The 20,090-nt window shown below is 38.7% G+C and carries 13 protein-coding genes; 9 read left to right on the forward strand and 4 right to left on the reverse strand.

Annotation, left to right across the window (positions count from 1 at the left end; genetic code table 11):
* Positions 1-262: 262 nt before the first annotated feature.
* Both AC1M87_RS08020 and AC1M87_RS08025 read left to right on the forward strand, forming a co-directional pair.
* Entirely contained in the window at positions 263-1,228 is a 966-nt protein-coding gene (locus AC1M87_RS08020) for an RluA family pseudouridine synthase (RefSeq protein ID WP_481593416.1), read from the forward strand.
* Between the two features lie 126 nt (positions 1,229-1,354).
* Entirely contained in the window at positions 1,355-2,023 is a 669-nt protein-coding gene (locus AC1M87_RS08025; protein WP_481593397.1) for an HAD family hydrolase, read from the forward strand.
* 44 nt (positions 2,024-2,067) lie between these two features.
* Here AC1M87_RS08025 and hcaR read toward each other — a convergent pair whose 3' ends face one another.
* On the reverse strand, positions 2,068-2,973 hold the full coding sequence (gene hcaR, locus AC1M87_RS08030; RefSeq protein ID WP_481593398.1) for a DNA-binding transcriptional regulator HcaR: 906 nt from the start codon (positions 2,971-2,973) through the stop codon (positions 2,068-2,070).
* Positions 2,974-3,654: 681 nt separating this feature from the next.
* On the opposite strand from hcaR, the gene AC1M87_RS08035 reads away from it, so the two are divergent.
* A complete protein-coding gene (locus AC1M87_RS08035; protein WP_481593399.1) occupies positions 3,655-4,776 on the forward strand; it encodes an MBL fold metallo-hydrolase in 1,122 nt (373 codons plus the stop codon).
* Positions 4,777-4,821: 45 nt separating this feature from the next.
* On the opposite strand, the gene AC1M87_RS08040 is transcribed toward AC1M87_RS08035, so the two are convergent.
* Both AC1M87_RS08040 and AC1M87_RS08045 read right to left on the reverse strand, forming a co-directional pair.
* Positions 4,822-6,342 (reverse strand): catalase, encoded by a 1,521-nt coding sequence (locus AC1M87_RS08040; RefSeq protein WP_035264193.1) that lies wholly within the window; start codon positions 6,340-6,342, stop codon positions 4,822-4,824.
* Positions 6,343-6,768: 426 nt separating this feature from the next.
* Complete coding sequence (locus tag AC1M87_RS08045; RefSeq protein ID WP_481593400.1) at positions 6,769-9,006, reverse strand: fatty acid desaturase; 2,238 nt, start codon at positions 9,004-9,006, stop codon at positions 6,769-6,771.
* A gap of 108 nt (positions 9,007-9,114) precedes the next feature.
* Here AC1M87_RS08045 and AC1M87_RS08050 point away from each other — a divergent pair, with 108 nt between their 5' ends.
* From AC1M87_RS08050 to AC1M87_RS08075, 6 genes are all read left to right on the forward strand, one after another.
* Positions 9,115-10,134 carry an AraC family transcriptional regulator gene (locus AC1M87_RS08050; protein WP_481593401.1) on the forward strand — a complete coding sequence of 340 codons (1,020 nt, stop codon included), beginning with the start codon at positions 9,115-9,117 and terminating at the stop codon, positions 10,132-10,134.
* A gap of 151 nt (positions 10,135-10,285) precedes the next feature.
* The gene (locus AC1M87_RS08055; RefSeq protein ID WP_481593402.1) at positions 10,286-11,935 is read left to right on the forward strand and encodes an acyl-CoA dehydrogenase family protein; all 1,650 of its coding nucleotides are present in this window, start codon (positions 10,286-10,288) and stop codon (positions 11,933-11,935) included.
* Between the two features lie 213 nt (positions 11,936-12,148).
* Positions 12,149-13,315: an efflux RND transporter periplasmic adaptor subunit gene (locus tag AC1M87_RS08060; protein ID WP_481593403.1), complete on the forward strand. Its 1,167-nt coding sequence runs from the start codon at positions 12,149-12,151 to the stop codon at positions 13,313-13,315.
* The gene (locus AC1M87_RS08065) at positions 13,312-15,225 is read left to right on the forward strand and encodes an ABC transporter permease (protein WP_481593404.1); all 1,914 of its coding nucleotides are present in this window, start codon (positions 13,312-13,314) and stop codon (positions 15,223-15,225) included. Before AC1M87_RS08060 ends, AC1M87_RS08065 begins: the two co-directional genes overlap by 4 nt.
* A gap of 321 nt (positions 15,226-15,546) precedes the next feature.
* Positions 15,547-17,091: an MBL fold metallo-hydrolase gene (locus AC1M87_RS08070; RefSeq protein ID WP_481593405.1), complete on the forward strand. Its 1,545-nt coding sequence runs from the start codon at positions 15,547-15,549 to the stop codon at positions 17,089-17,091.
* Between the two features lie 217 nt (positions 17,092-17,308).
* Positions 17,309-17,485, forward strand: a complete 177-nt coding sequence (locus AC1M87_RS08075) for a DUF7230 family protein (protein ID WP_180028638.1) — start codon at positions 17,309-17,311, stop codon at positions 17,483-17,485.
* A gap of 270 nt (positions 17,486-17,755) precedes the next feature.
* On the opposite strand, the gene ptsP is transcribed toward AC1M87_RS08075, so the two are convergent.
* Positions 17,756-20,050 carry a phosphoenolpyruvate--protein phosphotransferase gene (ptsP, locus tag AC1M87_RS08080; RefSeq protein WP_035264179.1) on the reverse strand — a complete coding sequence of 765 codons (2,295 nt, stop codon included), beginning with the start codon at positions 20,048-20,050 and terminating at the stop codon, positions 17,756-17,758.
* Positions 20,051-20,090: the final 40 nt, after the last annotated feature.

The following is a 20,090-nucleotide window of genomic DNA, read 5'->3' on the forward strand; positions in this document are numbered from 1 at the left end:
TCTTTTTGCCGATATAATAAGCCTTCGGCGTTGGCATATTCTTTTGGGACCATTCCGAGTTTATGCTAAACAAAAATTTAGTTTGAATTTCAAAATTTTGAAATCTCTAAACAAATGTTCACTTACGGCGGTATCCGTGCGCTGACTATAGCAAACCTTAGATCATCTGCCTATGGGCTACACAGACATTTCTAGTCAATTGGGTAGTCTAAATGATCAGTTTTTAATCGAATTTAGTATTTTTTTAGGTCAACGTAACTGTATGAATTCTACGCAAGAATGGCAAAGCGTCACTTGGTTTGAAGTGGATGAGCACCAATTGGGGCAACGCATCGACAATTTTCTATTCGCTCGTCTTAAAGGAGTACCGAAAAGTCGAATCTATCGTTTAATTCGTGAAGGTCAGGTGCGGGTCAACAAAAAGCGTGTGAAAGCGGAAACCAAATTAAATATTGGTGATCAAATCCGTGTTGCACCGATTCGTTATGAACAAAAAGATGAATCTCAAGTTCCAGTATCAGACAAAGTCGCGCAGGGCTTGTTAAGCCGTGTGATTTATGAAGATGAAGGTCTTTTAGTGGTGAACAAACCTTCTGGGATTGCAGTGCACGGTGGAAGTGGTGTGGCGTATGGTTTAATTGAAGGCTTACGCGCAGCGACAGGGAAAAAATATTTAGAACTGATCCACCGTATTGACCGAGATACTTCAGGCTTGGTGATGATTTCTAAAAAGCGTAGCGTGTTAAAAACACTTCAAGATATGCTTCGTGAACACAAGATTCAAAAAACTTATGCTGCTGTGGTGAAAGGCCAAGTCACATTAGACTCACAATTAATCGATGCACCATTACATCGCTATGAGTTAGCCAATGGTGAACGTCGAGTACGTGTATCTAAAGAAGGAAAACCTTCAAAAACCCAATGGAAGGTAGCGGAACGCTTTATGCATGCATCACTCGTGTATGCGTCACCGCTTTCTGGTCGTACACATCAAATTCGTGTACATGGACTCAGTATCGGTCATCCCTTGGTGGGTGATGAAAAGTACGGGCATGAGACGGAATATCGTGGACCTAAACCACGTCGTTTATGTTTACACGCAATGCGCTTAGAGATTCCAGGATATCCAGTAATTGAAGCACCCTTGCCTGAGGATATGCAAAGCCTGGTTGCACAACTTCGCGCACAAAAAGCGGATAAACCTGCAGTGCAGTCTCAACAAGACTGAGTGCGTCTCAGTGGTTGTGTAAAGATCGAATCATTGTGTCATGACGAGGTCATGCAACGATGAGATCTTAATATGTCAATATGATATTTAAATGGCATCTGCCCGATCAAAATTAGGATACAAAATATGACATCAGCGGTAAAACTCATTATTTTTGATTGGGATGGCACCTTATTTGATTCAGTGGGTCAAATTGTTGAAAGTTTAAAATTTGCCGCCAAACAATTTAATCAACCTTTGACTGATGAGGATGCTAAAAGCATTATTGGCTTAGGATTACCTGAAGTTGCGCAAGTTTTATTTCCTCAGGTTCCTGATTTACACGAGGCAATTTTACAATCTTATTCAGCGCATTATGTTGAGCACTCGAAACATGATCGTTGGTTTGATGGTGTTGCTGAAATGTTGCATGATCTCAAAGAGTCAGGTATTCATTTGGCTGTTGCGACAGGAAAAAGTCGTAAGGGGCTAGATCGAGTACTGGGGCAAACTCAGAGTGTGAGTTTGTTTTCAGCGACACGTGCAGCCAGTGAAACAAAATCAAAACCAGATCCGTTGATGTTGGCTGAAATTTTAGCCGAAACTGGTTTTAATGCAGATCAAGCGATAATGGTAGGAGATACTTCATACGATCTTGAAATGGCATTGAATATTCGTATGCCAAGTGTAGGGGTGACGTATGGCGTTCATTTACCTGAGGTATTACAGCAATATCATCCCCTTGCGGTTGTTGATTCCATTGATGAGTTACATCAATTTTTAAAACATGTGATCAAACAGTCTGTTGCGTGTTAAAGCACAGTGAATAAAAAACCTGCTTGATTCAGCGGGTTTTTTATTCACGATGAACTTTGATTAAAGTCTAAATAAAAGACTTTTGAGAGTAACTCCATAAATTTTTGCACAGCAATACCAGTGGCATTTTTGCGATAACTTACAAAGAGATCGAGCGAAGGTAGCTCTACATCGAGTGGTCGAGTCACACTATTTTCCAAGAGAAGTGGCACAATATAGCCAGGAAGAATCGTACACCCTAAGCCAATACCAATAGAGTTAATGTTAAACAAGATATTGTCAGCTTTTTGAACAATTTTAAAAGAAACGCCATTTTGTTCAGCAAAGCCTAGAATGGTGTCATGTAAGGTTTTAGATTGCTCATCTGAAGGGATCACAAAATCAATGCCATCAAGCGCTTTTACAGGAATACGCTCGTACTTTGCCAAAGGGTGATCTTTAGGCAGAATAAAAACTAAAGGCTCACGGAGTACAAAGCGACTCTCGATCTCTTCAGAATCTAAACGTTGACGAGTAAAAGTAATGTCCAATTCACCTTTCTTTATGCCTTTGAATTGCTCAATATTATTTAAGCTTTGTAATTCAATTTTTAATTCGGGATTTTGAACACGTAAGTTAGGTAATACATAAGGAAAGATTTTCATTTCTGCAACTGGCACAAAACCAATGCGTAGCATTTTTTGTTTTGCTTTAGACACTTGGCGCGCCATATTAATTGCTTTTTCTGCTTGAGCAATAGTGAGTCTCGCCTGTTCCAGAAAAACAGCGCCTTCTTCGGTCAATTCAACTTTTCGTTTGGTACGATTTAGTAAACGCACACCAACATCTTCTTCTAAATCTTTGATTTGTTGGCTGAGTGAAGGCTGTGCTGTGTAGAGCTTAAGTGCAGCTTTGCTAAAATTAAGCTCTTCTGCAACTGTAATAAAATAGCGCAAATGCCGTAATTCCATATAGCCTTCCAGAGAATAATCTAAAAAATGTCTTAATGTTGCTAAAGATGAGTATAAGTGAAATTGATCAATAAGTAGATGTATTTTGGTATTTAGTTAGTGAATGAAGCATTTTTTTGTATTTTAAAATTCACATGCATTTAATTTCTTACTTAGATAGAAATTCTACATTTCAAGATCGAACTCTCATCGCGAATGAGTGACTGATTTGTATAGGTTTAGAAAAGATTGTATCTATTAAAGTTGAAACCAATTGTTTCGGCTTTAAGTCTATGAAAAATAATAATGTAGAGAAAAGTACGTTGAAGCTTTGGGAGATCAGTTGTTCAGCGTTAAGTCACATCCTAAACAAAATTTAACTTCCTCTATTTAAGATTTCTGTGGGTGATTAAAAAAACATCAAAAATCAGAAAAAAACAACAAAATCATAAACAAAAAGAAAGTCTGAGTTGTATATGATGAATAATATAGGGATGATTGGTGGTCTATTTCACAATTTATTGATGAAATTATAACCACTTCATGGGAATTGAGATTGATGTTGTCTTAAATGAAACACGAACAGTGTATCTTTTAAAAACATAATTTAAAAATGCGAATAGATGATGAACATAATCTATTTATATAACTGAATAATCAACTATTTCAAAATCGCTTCGGTTTAAGGTGCTTACATTTATTATGTCTAATTTGACTGATATTCCAACGACGACTTCGAGTAATCCAGAGTCTACACTTGTTGTTGGACGGAAGCCGCAGGATTCTAATCTGCACTATCAACTAAAGACTGAAGATTGTATTCGGCATGTGTGGTTTAAACCAAAACTTAAATTGGTTTCACTGGATCACCATAATGGGCAAAGATTCGTTAATCAGGAACCACGTCCTGCACAGCTCAACCAATGGAATTTATATAAATGGTTGATGGCTCGTAAAAGCTTTACCTGGCAAGGTGATTTCGCGAAAGAGCAACAGGATTTTATTCAAACCAAACGTGCTAAGCCTGAGTCTCGTCCGCATGTAGATTTAGAAGATTGGCAAGTATGGTTTGTTGGTCATGCTACGGTTTTAATTCAAATTGGTCCATATAACTTCTTAACCGACCCTGTATGGGCAGATTATGTAAGCCCAAAGCATGGGAGTGGACCGAAACGTGTTATCCCTGCAGGGATTGCACTTGAAGATTTACCACAGATTCACGCAGTATTACTCAGTCATAATCACTATGATCATATGGATTTAGCGAGTTTGAATTGGCTACATCAAAAATTTGCTATGCCGATCTATACAGGTCTAGGAAATGCAGCCTATTTGCCGAAAGCATTTCATGTGATTGAGATGGATTGGTGGCAGTCTGCCTTATTCAAAGATTTTAAAATTGTCTACACGCCTGCCCAACATGGTTCTGGTCGAGGGCTTCGTGATCAAAACCTTGCATTATGGGGTGGTTTTTCAATTTTATCTGAGCATGGTCATTGTTACTTTGCTGGTGATACAGGCTATGCACAACATTTTAAAGAGATTCACCAGCGCTTAGGTGCACCAAGGATTGCTTTACTGCCAATCGGTGCATATGAACCAAGAGTATTGATGCAATATCTACATATGAATCCTGCTGATGCATTCCAAGCACATATAGATTTACACGCAAAACGTTCATTAGCGATTCACTATCGTACTTTTCAGTTAACAGATGAAGATCGGAATCAACCTGAGTTGGATCTGCACCAAGCGATGAAAAATGCATCTAAATTTATCAGTCCATTTTATTGTATTCGGGAAGGTAAAAAACTAATTGTTTGAATAAAAAAACCGCTGATAACAGCGGTTTTTTTATGGAGATATTAATTAAAGTAGGCCAGGATTTCCTTGTGCTGGGTCAGTTGCACGTGCAGCCTGTGCATCAGCTACGGTCATGCCTAATGCTTTTGCAACACCCTCGCCATATGCTGGGTCACAAGCATAGCAGTTACGAATATGACGATACTTAATGAAATCTAATGCATCGCCCATTGCTGCGGCTGTATTGTCAAATAAAGCCTGTTTTTGCTGATCATTCATGAGATTGAATAATGCGCGTGGTTGACTGAAATAGTCATTGTCATCTTCGCGGTAATCCCAGAAATCTGCCGCACCAGAAATTTTTAATGGTGGCTCTTTATATTGTGGCTGTTCCTGCCATTGGCTGAAACTATTTGGTTCATAGTGTGGTAAAGCACCGTAGTTACCATCAGTACGACCTTGACCATCGCGACGGTTTGAGTGAACAGGGCAACGGGGTGCATTCACTGGAATTTGATAATGGTTAACACCAACACGGTAGCGTGCAGCATCTGCATAGTTGAACAGACGTGCTTGAAGCATACGGTCAGGTGAGAAGCTGATGCCTGGCACTAAGTTACTTGGAGCAAAGGCAGCTTGTTCTACGTCTTGGAAGTAGTTTTCAGGGTTACGATTAAGTTCGAATTCACCGACTTCGATCAAAGGATAGTCACCTTTAGGCCATACTTTGGTTAAGTCAAATGGGTGATATGGAACTTTCTCTGCATCTAGCTCAGGCATGATTTGGACGTACATTTTCCATTTCGGGAAATCACCACGTTCAATCGCATCAAATAAGTCAGTTTGAGAGCTTTCGCGATCTTTCGCAATAATCGCTTCAGCTTCTGCATCAGTTAAATTCTTAATGCCTTGTTGCGTGCGCATATGGAATTTAACCCAGAAGCGTTCGTTGTTGGCATTAATGAAACTGAAGGTATGGCTACCAAAACCATGCATGTGACGGTAACCATCTGGGATACCTCGGTCTGACATGACAATCGTCACTTGATGTAATGCTTCTGGAAGTAAAGTCCAGAAATCCCAGTTGTTGGTTGCACTACGTTTGTTGGTTTTAGGATCGCGTTTTACTGCTTTGTTTAAGTCAGGGAACTTACGCGCATCACGTAAGAAGAAAACTGGAGTGTTATTACCTACTAAATCCCAGTTACCTTCTTCAGTGTAGAATTTCATTGCGAAACCGCGGATATCACGTTCAGCATCTGCTGCACCACGTTCGCCAGCAACTGTAGAGAAGCGCACAAAAATATCGGTTTTTTTACCGATTTCAGAGAATAATTTAGCGCGAGTATATTGCGTAATATCATGGGTAACAGTGAAGGTACCAAATGCCCCAGAACCTTTCGCGTGCATACGACGCTCAGGAATCACTTCACGAACGAAGTTACCTAGTTTTTCATTCAGCCATAAATCTTGTGCAAGTAAAGGACCACGTGCACCTGCTGTCATACTGTTTTGGTTGTCTACTACAGGAGCACCAGCATCAGTTGTTAAGTGGGTGACAGGACATTTTTTTGAGTCATCGCTCATATTCATTCTCCATTTATAATATATGTCTTTCTTGATGGTTGGCTGAGCATTCACTTTTATAAGATCTAGCGCTTCCAATACCAGAGACATGAACCGTTTTGTTCGATCATTCTAAAGCAACATTGTGACAAGAATGTGTGTTTTATTGAGTTTACAAATTCATCATAAATCATGATGCGTTCAATTGGAGAGTTTAATTTGTAAATAAAATTCCAATTACCCTCATATAAATTAAGGGTTTATTTGAATATTCACCAATAGAATATTTGGTTCAGGTTAAAAGGATTTAACGATGATTTACAGTAAGGTTTTGGTTGTGCAATTCTTGGATATGAATCATAAGTTTGGTTGTTTAAGTGTTTGAATCGTGCTGTCATGAAGCATTGCATGATTACTTCATGACGGCGATTAACTTAATAATCTTTGTTAAACATCAAGCACAATGATTGGTGAGCGAGCCACAGTGTTGCATAGCGTAATGCGATGTTGAATAGTGGATGAATCAACTTCTAACTGAGTTTGACCTTCCAATTTAGTGCATACACAGGCTTTGCATAAACCTTGTTGACAACCGCTTGGCAGTTTTAAACCAGCTTGACGCGCGGCTTCAAGTAAAGTGACATTGCCTTGAATGTCGATACTTGTATTACTTTTTTTGAAAATTACTCGACGTGTAACACCATCAGACTCAAAACTGAGAGGAGCAGGTTTAAAATTTTCTGTGTGAAATGCTGCTGCTTTAACGCCTGCTTGAATAAGTTGTTGGCGAGCAGAATCGATTAATGCTTGAGGGGCGCAGGCATATACGTGTTGGCATTTAAAATCTCGAATATAAGGTTGGAAAATTTCAAGACTAAAACGTCCTTGTCGTAAATCAGATGCCGACTCGTTCTGAACTTTGGAGCAGATAAAGTGAACATTCAAATTCGAATGCCCCGAGATTTGACGAATCTCATTTTCAAACAAAATAGAATTTTCATCGTGGTTAAAGTAAAACAAATGAGCTTCAGCTTTACTTTCGATACGCTGATATTTTCTTAACATACTTAAAATTGGTGTAATACCGACTCCTGCTGCGATAAAGATTAACTTCGGCGGAAGGGTGTCTAAAACAAAATCAGGTGTAGATTGTGGTGGACTTACAATCGTCACCTCTGTATTTACAGGAACATGATCATGAATATAGTGAGAAACAATGCCAGCAGGTGTACGTTTCACTGCAATTTCAAAATAGCCATCTGCGGTTTGGCTTTCATGCAATAAGCTGTATTGACGAATATAAGTTTGCCCATTTATTTCAAAGCTTAATGAAATAAATGCACCTGCCTGCCATTTTAAATGTTCCCAGCCTTGAGGCTTGCTCATTTTAAGTGTTTTGACTTGACCATTAAGCTGTATTTCGACTTGTACAACTTTTGCCGACGCATTATAGAACTGTGGCTTGTGTAAATATGTCATGGTTGAGGGTGGCTGATATTGAATTCCTCGTTTGATACGTTTTAATAATTCTTTTGGTCGAATGAGTAATTTGAAAGGGTTATTTTTTTCTTGATTACCAAAAGGTAGAGTTCTTTTAATGAGGCTGAGCGGTATCGCTGGAATCAGCTTTTCCATGGGTGAATTGTGATAAGGCAAATGATATTTTTCACAAATACTACGTACTACAGCTTTGATTTGTCTTTGACGATTACATGCTAAATCTGGAAATAAATGATGTTCAAGATGTGTATCTAATCCGCCATAAAAGATTTCAAATGGAGGTGGATTTGGATACGGGACCTCTTCATCAAGGATTTTTTTGAGAAACTGATCCAGCGGTGCATATGGGATAAAATTGGTGGTACTTTTAATCTGTCGTATGAAATATTCTTCTTGCGTCTCATCAGGTCCAGGATCTGAATAAAGCTCCAAATTTTCAGCGTGATGTTCTAAGAAGAGGATATGAAGTAAAAAACCATAGCCTATCGTTGTTGTAAGATAATTTCCGATAAAAACAGGTAATTTTTTTGACCATTTTGCAGCGACAGGTGCTTCAATAAACTGTTTTTGAGCATGAGCTTTTATGAGACGAAGTGATTGAGTAAAGGTTTCTTTGGAAAGGATCTTTCGACCTTCTGTACGTGCTGCTGATGTGGCTGTATAGAGTGTGAAATAGTAGGATGGAGTGATCATCAGCGCACTGTAAATCAGCAATTGAACACTGTGATGCCCGTACCAGCTTTGACCTGCCAAGCTTCTTAAAAAGGAATACCCTAAATCATGATCTTTGCCAACGATGTTGGTAAATGGATGATGATTTTGATGATGCATGACGCGCCATTCACGAGGATCAGTCACAAAGTCCCATACCCAGCGTTCTGAATGAAACTCGGTTGCTTGGGGGAGGTGATCATAACTTCCGTGCATGATGTTATGACCGAGCTCTGAAAATTCGAGTAGGGTGTGTAAACAACCCAGAATAATGCCCCGTCCCCAAGATTCTAAACTTATACATTCACGAATAAGTTGCTCACTGCGTAATTTTATAGCCTTTGAATATGCAGCAACATTTCGAATATGATCAATATCTTGGTCGTTCATCTCGGCTTTGGTTTTTTGATATAACGCCGTGAGTTCATTGACCAGGCTTTGCTGTTCCTCAACAAGATTGGCATACATGTTCATAAAAAATTCCATTTTCTTTTATTTATGAATATAAGAGATTGAATTCACTTGTAGAATGATAATTAAACAGTTAAATTTGACATTAGATGACAAATAAAAACGCGAATAATGATGCTTAATTCATGGAAGTTTTTAAGGGAAGCGAATACAGCTCGGGTACTATGTCATGTTGCAGAAAGCTACGGTATTACTTTTGAGCAATGCCTAGAAAATACACAACTGACGAAACAAGATCTTTATCAAGAAAATTTTGAAATCCAAGAGCGAAATGAATTACAGATCATCAGAAATATTCTGAATCTAATCTCTGATGAACATCCCATTGCGCTCGAAGCTGGGCTTCGACATCACACCACCACATTAGGGGCTTGGGGATTTGCAATTTTAAGTAGTGCCAATGTCAGAGAAGCGTTGCTGATCGCGATACGGTATCTAAAATTAGGCGCAATTTTTTCTGATGTGGCCTTGCAAGAAGATGGTGAATTTACACATTTAAATTTATTCCATCATGATCTAAGTGCTGATATGCAATTATTTATTTTAGAAAGAGATATTGCCACGATCATCACACTTCAAAATGATATTCTTGGTGCTCAATTACCCTTTCAGATAGATTTAGCGATGACCAAGCCTTGCTATGCAAACCAGATAGAAGGCTTAACAGGCTATCCTATTTTTTATGATAAACCACAAAGTCGAATCACGATTCAATCTGAATTGTTGCTTACCCCATTGCGTCAAGCTGATGACTTCACTTTTATGCGTTATCAAAAAGAGTGTGAGCATGTATTTCGACGCCGAAAAAGCTTAGGGGACTATAGTAAAAAAATACGTGAGTTTTTATTAAAAAATGCATCCCAAATGCCGACGATTGAAGATATATCCAAAGCTTTAGCTGTCAATGTTCGTACCATTCAGCGCAATTTAGCCAATGAAGGGATTACGTTTCACCAATTGGTTAAAAATTTACGTGAGGATTTGGCAGATGATTTGTTGCTGGGTACTGATCTTACAATAGATCAAATTTCTGAACGGTTGGGTTATGCTGAAGTATCTGTATTTTCTAGAGCATTCAAGCGCTGTAAGGGTATGCCACCAGCAAAATATCGAAAGATGATGCAACAATAGTAAGACATAATACTGAGATCATATTAAGACGTTGATAAAAATTTAATGATAATTCAAGTCATCATTTGCACTAGATAATCTACTTTCAAAAGCTATACTCGATAATATAAATAATCAAGTTATAGATAAAAATTCCAAAGAGGGTTCGTTTATGTCGGCATGGATGACACATCAAATACATAATCAATTTGATGAGCTTCAAGATTACAATCTATATATAACAGATCCAATCTTACAAGAAATCTTACAGCGTTATGGCAGTAGAAACTCAGTCCATTTAAGTGAGTTTGGTGCAGTCGTAGGTTGTGAAAGCTTTTATCACCATGCTGATCTTGCCAATAAACATCCTCCTATTTTACATAGTTTTGATGCTCGAGGTAGGCGGGCAGATTTTGTTGAATTTCATCCTTCATGGCACAAATGGATGGCGTTAAATCGTAAATATGCGGTTCATGCACATCCTTTTCTAAATTTCACTCAAGAATCTGGTTGGGTGGATTGGGCAGCAAAATTCTTCCTCAGTGGTCAAGTGGAGTGTGGAAACTTATGTCCAAACTCAATGACCTTGGGCAGCATTCCATTGATTCAAAAAGAACCTGAGCTGTGGAAAAAGCTAGGAGATAAACTTTTATCCACTGAATATGATGAACGTGATTTACCAATTGCTCAGAAAAAATCGATTTGGATTGGAATGGGCATGACTGAAAAGCAGGGTGGTTCTGATGTGCGTGCTAATGAAACGACAGCTGTTCCAGTTGGGCAGTCTGGAAGAGGACAAGCTTATTTACTAACTGGGCATAAATGGTTTTTTTCAGCACCTATGTGCGATGCACATTTGGTTGTTGCTAAAACTGAGCATGATGGATTGGCGTGTTTCTTTGTTCCGCGATGGTTGGAAGATGGCACAAAAAATGCGATTCATATTCAACGACTCAAAGAGAAGGTTGGAAATCGCAGCAACTCCAGCTCTGAGGTCGAATTTAAAGAAGCTTGGGGCATTATGATGGGGGAGGCTGGACGCGGCATTCCAACGATTATTGAAATGGCGAATTATACCCGATTAACGTGTGCGGTAGGTTCAAGTGGCATTATGCGTCAGGCCCTAGTACAAAGCATTGCCTATACTCGTCAACGTCAAGCATTTGGTAAGAGACTCATTGAGCAGCCATTAATGCGGTCTGTGCTCACAGATCTTGCTTTAGAAACTGAAGCGGCAGTGCAGTTGAGTTTCCATTTGGCTCATTGTTATGAACATGACAGCGAACTTTGTTTGGCATGGAAACGTATCATGACACCAGCAGCAAAATTTTGGATCTGTAAAAGAGCAGTAGAGATGACTGGTGAAATGATGGAAGTTTTCGGTGGCAATGGCTACGTTGAACATGGCATCATGGCTCGTCTCTTTAAAGAAGCACCTGTGAACACTATTTGGGAAGGGTCAGGTAATGTCATGTGTCTCGATGTGCTTCGTGCTATTTCACGTGATCCTGAATCAATCGAGCATTTATTTAAAGATTTAGCATCTACTGCAAGTCAAGACAAAATACTTAATGAAGAGTTGCAGGGACTGTTTAGATTATTTCATCAGGAACCTGATGATTTACAATTTATGGGGAGAAGCTTAGTCAGTCGTTTGGTTGTGCTCTCTCAAGCAGTATTGCTGAAACGTTATGCGCCAGATTTTATTACCAATGCTTTTATTGCGACGCGGTATCAAAAATTTCATGGTCAGGTGGTGGGGATGCTTGATCCTAAACAAGTAGATGTGACCTCAATTTTAAATCGAGCATTTGCCGCTTAATTATTTTCCAAAACCCTTTTCTGATAGACAGCCAACACATAGATGCGGTTGGCTGTTATCGATACATAAAAATAAATAAGTACAACAGTGTGAAAAAATAGAATTCACTAGAATCGTGTCATTAAAAATTTTTAAATTTTGATCATATTAAAGTGAATAAAACATGTTGATCAAAAGTTATCTCCTCAATAAAGATTATTCGTCATTATGCACATGCAAAAAAAATCAAAAAAATTAAAGTATTTTTTGGTCTTAGTGGTATTGGTTGCTTTAGCGCTTTCTGTTTATTTCTATATTCAGTCACAAAAAAAGCAGCCAGAACCGCAGACCGTTGAAGTCACTCAAGGTGATCTAACGCAGATTGTTAAAGCCACAGGTGAAATTTATGCATCTGATATTGTCTCCGTGGGTGCACAAGTCTCAGGTCAAATTCAAAAGCTGTATATCAAGTTAGGACAGGATGTAAAAAAAGGCGAATTAATCGCTGAAATTGACTCGACAACACAGTTGGACAAGCTCAATACCAGTAAAGCCGAACTTGAAGCTGCGAAGGCAGACTTGGCAGCGAAACGTGTCGCTTTACAAACTTTAAAACAAAACTATCAGCGTAAATTAACCTTATACAAAGCTGAAGCAGGCTCTCGTGAAGAGCTTGAACAGGCGAATAATCAGCTTAAACAAGCGATTGCAGATGTTGAGTCAAATGAATATCGGCTGAAACAATTACAGATTAATGTGAATACAGCACAAACTGAATTGGGCTACACACAGATTCGCTCTCCATTGACGGGTACCGTGGTTTCCATGCCTGTTGAAGCTGGTCAAACCATTAACTTTGCACAAACGACACCTTTGATCGCGACGATTGCCAACTTGAATAAGATGGAAATTCGAATGCAGGTCGCAGAAGGTGACTACACTAAATTAAAAGAAAACATGCCAGTTAAATTTAGCACTTTGGCAGACCCCAATATGAAATTAGATGGTGTGATTCAAAGTATTGATCCTGCTTTAACGACCCTGACCAAAGGAACTTACGACGACAAAAATGAAAATGCGAATGCAGCAGTGTTCTACTATGCAAGAATGTTGGTGGACAACCCTGAGCGTAAACTCAGTATCGGTATGACAACCCAAAATGACATTATCGTAAATCAAAAAAAGAATGTACTGAAAATTCCGAAAACAACGGTGATTGGATATGGATCAGATGCCATGGTTTACCTCTATCAACCTGATGCAAAACCTCAACCAAGAAAAGTTGTGACTGGAATTTCTGACTCAAATGATATTGAAATCAAGTCTGGTTTAAAGTTGGGTGAAAAAATTTTGGCAGAGGCACCTGACGATAGTGCGAATACATCAGGCGATACTCAATGAGTTTGATTGAATTAAAAAAAATAAATAAATTTGTAGGTCCAGAAAATAATCAGCAGCACATCCTAAAAGATGTCAGTCTCAGTATTGAGCAGGGTGAGTTTATTTCGATTATTGGGCAATCAGGTTCAGGTAAGTCTACTTTAATGAATTTACTTGGATGTTTGGATCAAGCCTCTTCAGGACAGTTTCTGTTTCGTGGACAAGATATTTCCTTATTGAGTAATGATGAGCTTTCATCGTTACGTTTAAAAAGTTTTGGATTTGTGTTCCAACGCTATAATTTATTGAATGCTTTATCTGCGTTAGAGAATGTCGCCTTGCCCGCGATTTATTCAAATTTGAATGCAGAAAACCGTGCAGATCGAGCACTGCAACTTTTAGCTCAGCTCGGTTTAGCTGATAAGAGTGATAATAAACCCAATGAAATGTCGGGTGGACAGCAGCAACGAGTCAGTATTGCCCGCGCGCTTATGAATGGTGGTGAGGTTATTTTAGCCGATGAACCCACAGGCGCTTTGGATTCTGAAAGTGGTGAAATGGTCTTGCAAATTTTGGAAGATCTACACCGTCAAGGGCATACGATTATTTTAGTCACTCATGATAAAAGTATTGCAGAACGTGCAGATCGTGTCATTGAAATTAAAGATGGACGCATTCTTTCGGATACGCAGCGTCAATCTTTAGGGCAAGTTTCTCCATCAAAAGTTTTTCATGCGGACATGAAATTCAGCTTTGTTTCCCAAGTGTATGAAGCGATGAAAATGTCTTTGCACTCAATTTTCGCCAATCGTTTAAGGTCATTTTTGACCATGCTAGGGATTATTATTGGCATTTGCTCAGTCACCATTGTCATTGCCATTGGTAATGGTGCAAAAGAAAAGTTTTTGAATGATTGGGGAGGACTGAAAACAGCAACACTTGAGATTTATCCTGGTGGAACAGCTTTAGCTGCATCTGCCAGCCGTTTAAATATGGATGATTTAAATGCTCTCAATGAGATGAAAGAAATTATCCATGTTTCTCCACATGTCAGTTTAAGTGGGAACATGATTTATCAAAATCGTAATATTGATGTGAGTGCAACAGGTGCAGATGGTTTTTATTTAAAAATTAGAAACATGAAAGTTCAACATGGTCGCTTTTTTACACAGAGCGATGTTGAACAGCGTTCCCAAATTGTAGTGATTGATAAGCAAGCTGCTGAAAAGTTATTTGGACAGCAAAAATTAGCTTTAGGTAAAACAGTCTTATTTAATAAGCGTTCTTATGAAGTTGTTGGAATCGCTGAACCTCAATATAGCTCAGGTTCTTCACAAATTTGGATGCCTTATAATGTATTGATGTCACAAATTTCAAGTAGTGATCATGTCAATCTGCTGACTGCGGTACTACATCAAAATACTGACTCAGTAAAAGCCGAAAAGAAAGTGAGGCAACTATTGATTGCTCGTCATGGTGTGGAGGATTTTGATATATATAACAGCGATGAGTCTATGAAGTCCTTTGAAAAATATTTAGGAACGATGACTTTCTTTATTTCTGCAGTAGCCTTCATTTCATTGGTCGTAGGTGGCGTTGGTGTGATGAATATCATGCTCGTTTCTGTGACCGAGCGAATTAAGGAAATTGGCTTACGAATAGCAGTTGGTGCGCGCCAAAGTGATGTGCAGGCTCAGTTTTTGATTGAATCTGCAGTTTTATGTTTATTTGGTGGCGTAATTGGTGTTGCGATCGCCTTGATCGCCAGTTTTATTTTTAATGCGATTAGCTCAGATTATAAGATGGTATTTTCATGGTCAGTTGCTATTATCGCACTGCTATTTTCAACGTTGGTTGGTTTGATCTTTGGTTATATGCCCGCTAAACGTGCTGCAAACTTAAAACCAATTGAAGCCTTAGCCCATGAATAAGAAAAAATTAGAGATGGCTGTTCAGAGAGTATTGTCTGTATTAACAGGAATTCCAAGTTAGAGATACTAAAGTTAACATTTTTTATCGTGGAATTTATTGTTGCAAATCAGTCTAATATTTTAACTGAAAATTCGATTTTTTTACTTACTAAACCGTAAGTACTTCTCATCCTTCTTCTGCCTCAATAAGCTGTTAATTCGCCTTGTTACACTGCCACATCCGCAGTATGACGAGGGGAAATATGGCACTTTTGCTTTAAAGCTTATTTAAAAAATAAAGATCAATAAGAACCATAGATAAATTTATCTCATGAGGCTGATATGACAAAACTCCTAACCACTAGTTTATTTGTGACCACCATTGCTTTAAGTGGCTGTAATGATTCTGATGATAAAAGTCCAAAAGATTCATCAAATCCATCTCCACTCACTTTGCAGACTTATACTCCTGGAGTGGATGCTGTTTTTGCCGTTGCATCAACTTTAATTTCAGGAAAAAAAGATGCTATTTTGGTCGATGCTCAATTTCAGAATCAATACGCTAAAGACGTAGTCAATCTGATTAAGAAATCAGGTAAAAATTTAAAATATATTTATATTTCCCATAGTGATCCTGACTATTATTTTGGAACCAATGAAATTTTAAAAGCATTTCCAAATGCTAAGGTTGTTTCAACCGCGCAGACAGCTTATTTGATACAAGCCTCTAAAGAAGATAAGTTATCAGTTTGGCAGCCACAATTAGCAAAAGGCGATGCTCCTGAAAAGATTATTATTCCTGAAGCCTTAAATTCAGGATATATGGAATTAGATGGGCAAAAGATTCAAGTCCAACTTGATCCAGAAGATTCCGCACATAGTTTCCTATGGATTCCAAGTTTAAAAACGGCATTGGGTGGTATTTCGGTCGCTTATGGTGAGCATTTGTGGATGACCGATACCAGTGGTGTGCAAGGGATCGATCTTTGGAAGAAGCAAATTGATAAAATACTGAGTTTAAATCCTGAAAAAGTGATCCCAGGTCATTATGTAAAAAGTGACTTTTCACCTAAGCCATTGGATTGGATTAAAGGGTATTTAACGAACTTTAAAACAGCAGTTACTGAAAATCAAAGCTCGGAGGGGATTTTTGGATATATGAAAGCAAAGTATCCAGATCTTGAGTCGAGTGAAGAAGTGCTAAAAATGTCTGCACAAGTATTTGCCAAAGAAACCGATTGGAAAGTTGCATCTCCTTATCCGCCAATAGGACAAAAAATTCAAGTCGATTTTACGAGTTTGAAATTTGATCTTGATGTCAAAGACCATAAAAACCTAACTTTTACAGGTGCCGCAGATCTTTCTGAAGCGGTAAAATACACACCTGTTGAGATTGCTAAAAATATTTTTATGGTTTATTGGCATGAGGATAAATCAGGAGATAATGTCGTTCATATTCAAGATTATAATCGAAATATCGTTTACACCAACATTGCTGGGAATGATGGAACAATTCATCTTAAAGGCAAAATACAGGGTGTCAAAGGTGTAATCAAGGACATCGGTTTACAACAAGCCTTGAACAAACCATTCTTCGCTATTGGACAGACTTTGGTGTTAAACATCAATGGTCAAACGCAGCATCTTGAATTCAAAGACCAAGGTCTTTTAAATATCACATCAGGACAAAATACATCTGCCAATATTAAATATTTAGCCACACAGGTTGGACCTGAGCAGTTTATGGTGTATTGGGCAGATGATGCGACTAAAGAAAATGTTGTATTAGTCATCGATCAAAAGCAAAAGATCGTTTACCAAAATATCGCAATGCCAGATGGAAAATTTAATCATCATCGAGGTACATTTAGTCTTCTACCGAAATAATGATGATTTAGTCCTTTCTATGCTGTGTAAGAGCATCTTCGGGTGCTCGAGTTATTGATCAATTTAACATAGAAAAATGGCAGAGCTAATCTTAAACATTGTATGCATACGATGAATGTCATTGAAAAAACCATTATGAATTTGCTTGTATAATGTACAAAAAAGCGTAATATCGCTTTCCCATCATCTAGGGTGGTTAAACTGAAGGTAATATAAAATGGCAAAGAAAAAAGCGTTGCCAGAAGTTGTGATTCACAACTTTGTGGCAAAACATATGCATGAAGTCAACAAAAGCCAAGTTTTTGTAGATCGTAAGAAAAATGCAAAACGTGGCTATAGCAAGCACAAAAAAGGGAGATATTCGAATGATTATCTCCCTTTTTTATATGCCTAAACACGTGAAGGTTAGTCTGCTCCACCACTACTTCCACCATAATCTATATCTACATATGATGATTCGCTCATTTGGTGTTCAGAATTCATCGTTAAACCATGATCTAGCGTATAATTTGAAATAGGTTTATTGGGTCTTGAACTACTTTTTGATTTACTAACATATAAATGAAATAGAATTACCGAGATCGCTACGATCGACATGAAGATAAAAAAAGCCAATTGATTATGTTGTTACTCAGCTCTTTCTCTGCTTAAACCGAGATTCATATTAGGCATTTACAATACGATTCGATTTCACCATATCCGCTAAACCATGGTGACGGAAATAATATTCCATCCAACTTTTCACAATGAGTGGATTACTCATTTTCACCACTTCATCTAAAAGCGTTTGCGCATCTACCATTGGAACATGACAAATTGCTTTACGGACTCTGAGAATATTGCTCGAACTCATTGAAAGCGTATTAAAGCCCATTGCCATCAGTAAAATTGCTGAGAGTGGATCGCCAGCCATTTCACCACAAATACTGACAGGTTTGTCATATTTATGACACTCTTGAACTAAGCGTTGCAATGCTCGAAGCACTGAGGGATGGAAGTGAGAATAAACACTCGATACACGTGGGTTATTACGGTCGACTGCCAACAAATATTGGATTAAATCATTCGAACCCACTGAGAAGAAATCAACTAATTCTGCAAACTCACCAATTTGAAGCAAAACACTAGGTACTTCAACCATGATGCCAATTTTAGGACGATTAATTTTAACTTGTTCTTCTTCCTGAACCGCAGCTAAGTCACGTTCAATAATATAAAGCGCTTCTTCTACTTCACTGACGCTGGTGATCATTGGCAGCAAAATATGCAAATTATTCAAGCCGACACTGGCTTTTAACATCGCACGAATTTGTGAAGAGAAAATCTCAGGATGATCCAAGGTAAAACGAATCCCTCTCCATCCTAATGCTGAGTTTTCTTCTTCTATTTCGAAATAAGGTAAATCTTTATCTGCACCAATATCCAAAGTACGCATCACGACTGGTTTATTGGCAAAGTGACTAAGTTGTTGACGGTAAATCGCCCGTTGCTCTTCTTCACCCGGGAAACGATCACGCAACATAAATGGAATTTCTGAACGATAGAGTCCGACACCTTTGGCACCGCGTTGTACACCACGCACGACATCAATCATTAAACCTGTATTCACAAATAAGCGTACTGCAACACCATCAGGAGTGATGGCATCTTTGGTTTCATACTGTTTAAGATCTTTGGCGATTTGTTCTTCTTCTTTTTGGATGTCACGATAACGTTGACGTAAACGGCGTGGTGGATTGATAAATACACGTCCTTGATAGGCATCAACAATCATTTCCACATCATCAAGGGTAGTCACCGGAAGTTCGGTGACACCAACAACTGTGGGGATACCCAAAGCACGTGCTACAATCACCATATGTGAATTGGCAGCCCCTTCAGACGTCACAATCGCTGCAATCTTATCGACAGGTAGTTCAACCAGTGCTGCCGTACTGATTTCTTCACCCACGATGATACTGTCATTACTCAGTTCTCGGTGACTTAAATCATCTTCTTGAAGCGCTGCTAAAATACGACGCCCAAGGTCTTTTAGATCTGCAACACGTTCTCGTAAATAATCGTCTTCCATTTGTGCAAAGATTGCCACATGACGATCAATAACGTGTTTAACTGCACCTTGAGCCCAGTGACCATCACGGATTAACTCTTTGATTTCAGCAGGCAGGGCATTCTCATCCAACATTCTCAAGAATACGCTAAATAATGCACGTTCCTCAGACATCAAAGAATCTTGCATTTTATCATCAAGTGATTGAATTTCTTGGCGAACTGAATCAACCGCATGATCGAGTAATTCAAGCTCTTCACTGATATCTTCAGCTTCGCGGTCAGGTACTGAACCTAAATCTGCGGGTGGATAAAGAATAAGTGCACGACCTAATGCAATACCACCTGCACCTGATGATCCTTGAAATGTTTTATAGGTTGGAGAATTATTTGGCTTACGGAAAACATCAATATTTCCAACTGCATGCGCATGGGCGATAACGCCAGAAAGTTGCGCACAAAGTGTGACTAAAAACGATTCAGCAGCTTCGCTAAAGTCTTGTGGTTCAGTATTTTGAACCACGAGAACACCCATGACTTTTCGACGATACATGACAGGAACGCCAAGGAAAGAGTTATAAATCTCTTCACCCGTTTCTGGGAAATACGCGAAACGCTCATGCTTAAACGCATTCTCGATATTGACGATTTCCTCGCGTTGCCCAACGAGTCCGACCAAACCCTCACCCAACTGCAATGATACATTGCCAATGGATTCAGCGTTTAAGCCTTTGGAAGCCATCAGAACGTAACGTTGGTTACGTTCATCAAGTAAATAAATAGAGCACACATCTACATGCATTGCTTCAGAAATTTGGTTGACCATAATTTCTAACGAATCATGCAAACTGACAGACGCATTGATTTCTTGGACAATGCGCCGTAAAGAGTCTAATTGCATGTTCGACATGTAGCGGTGCTCCTCTTAAAGGGATGTAATTATGGTGATT

This window comes from Acinetobacter sp. 24-47-62 (assembly GCF_056779765.1).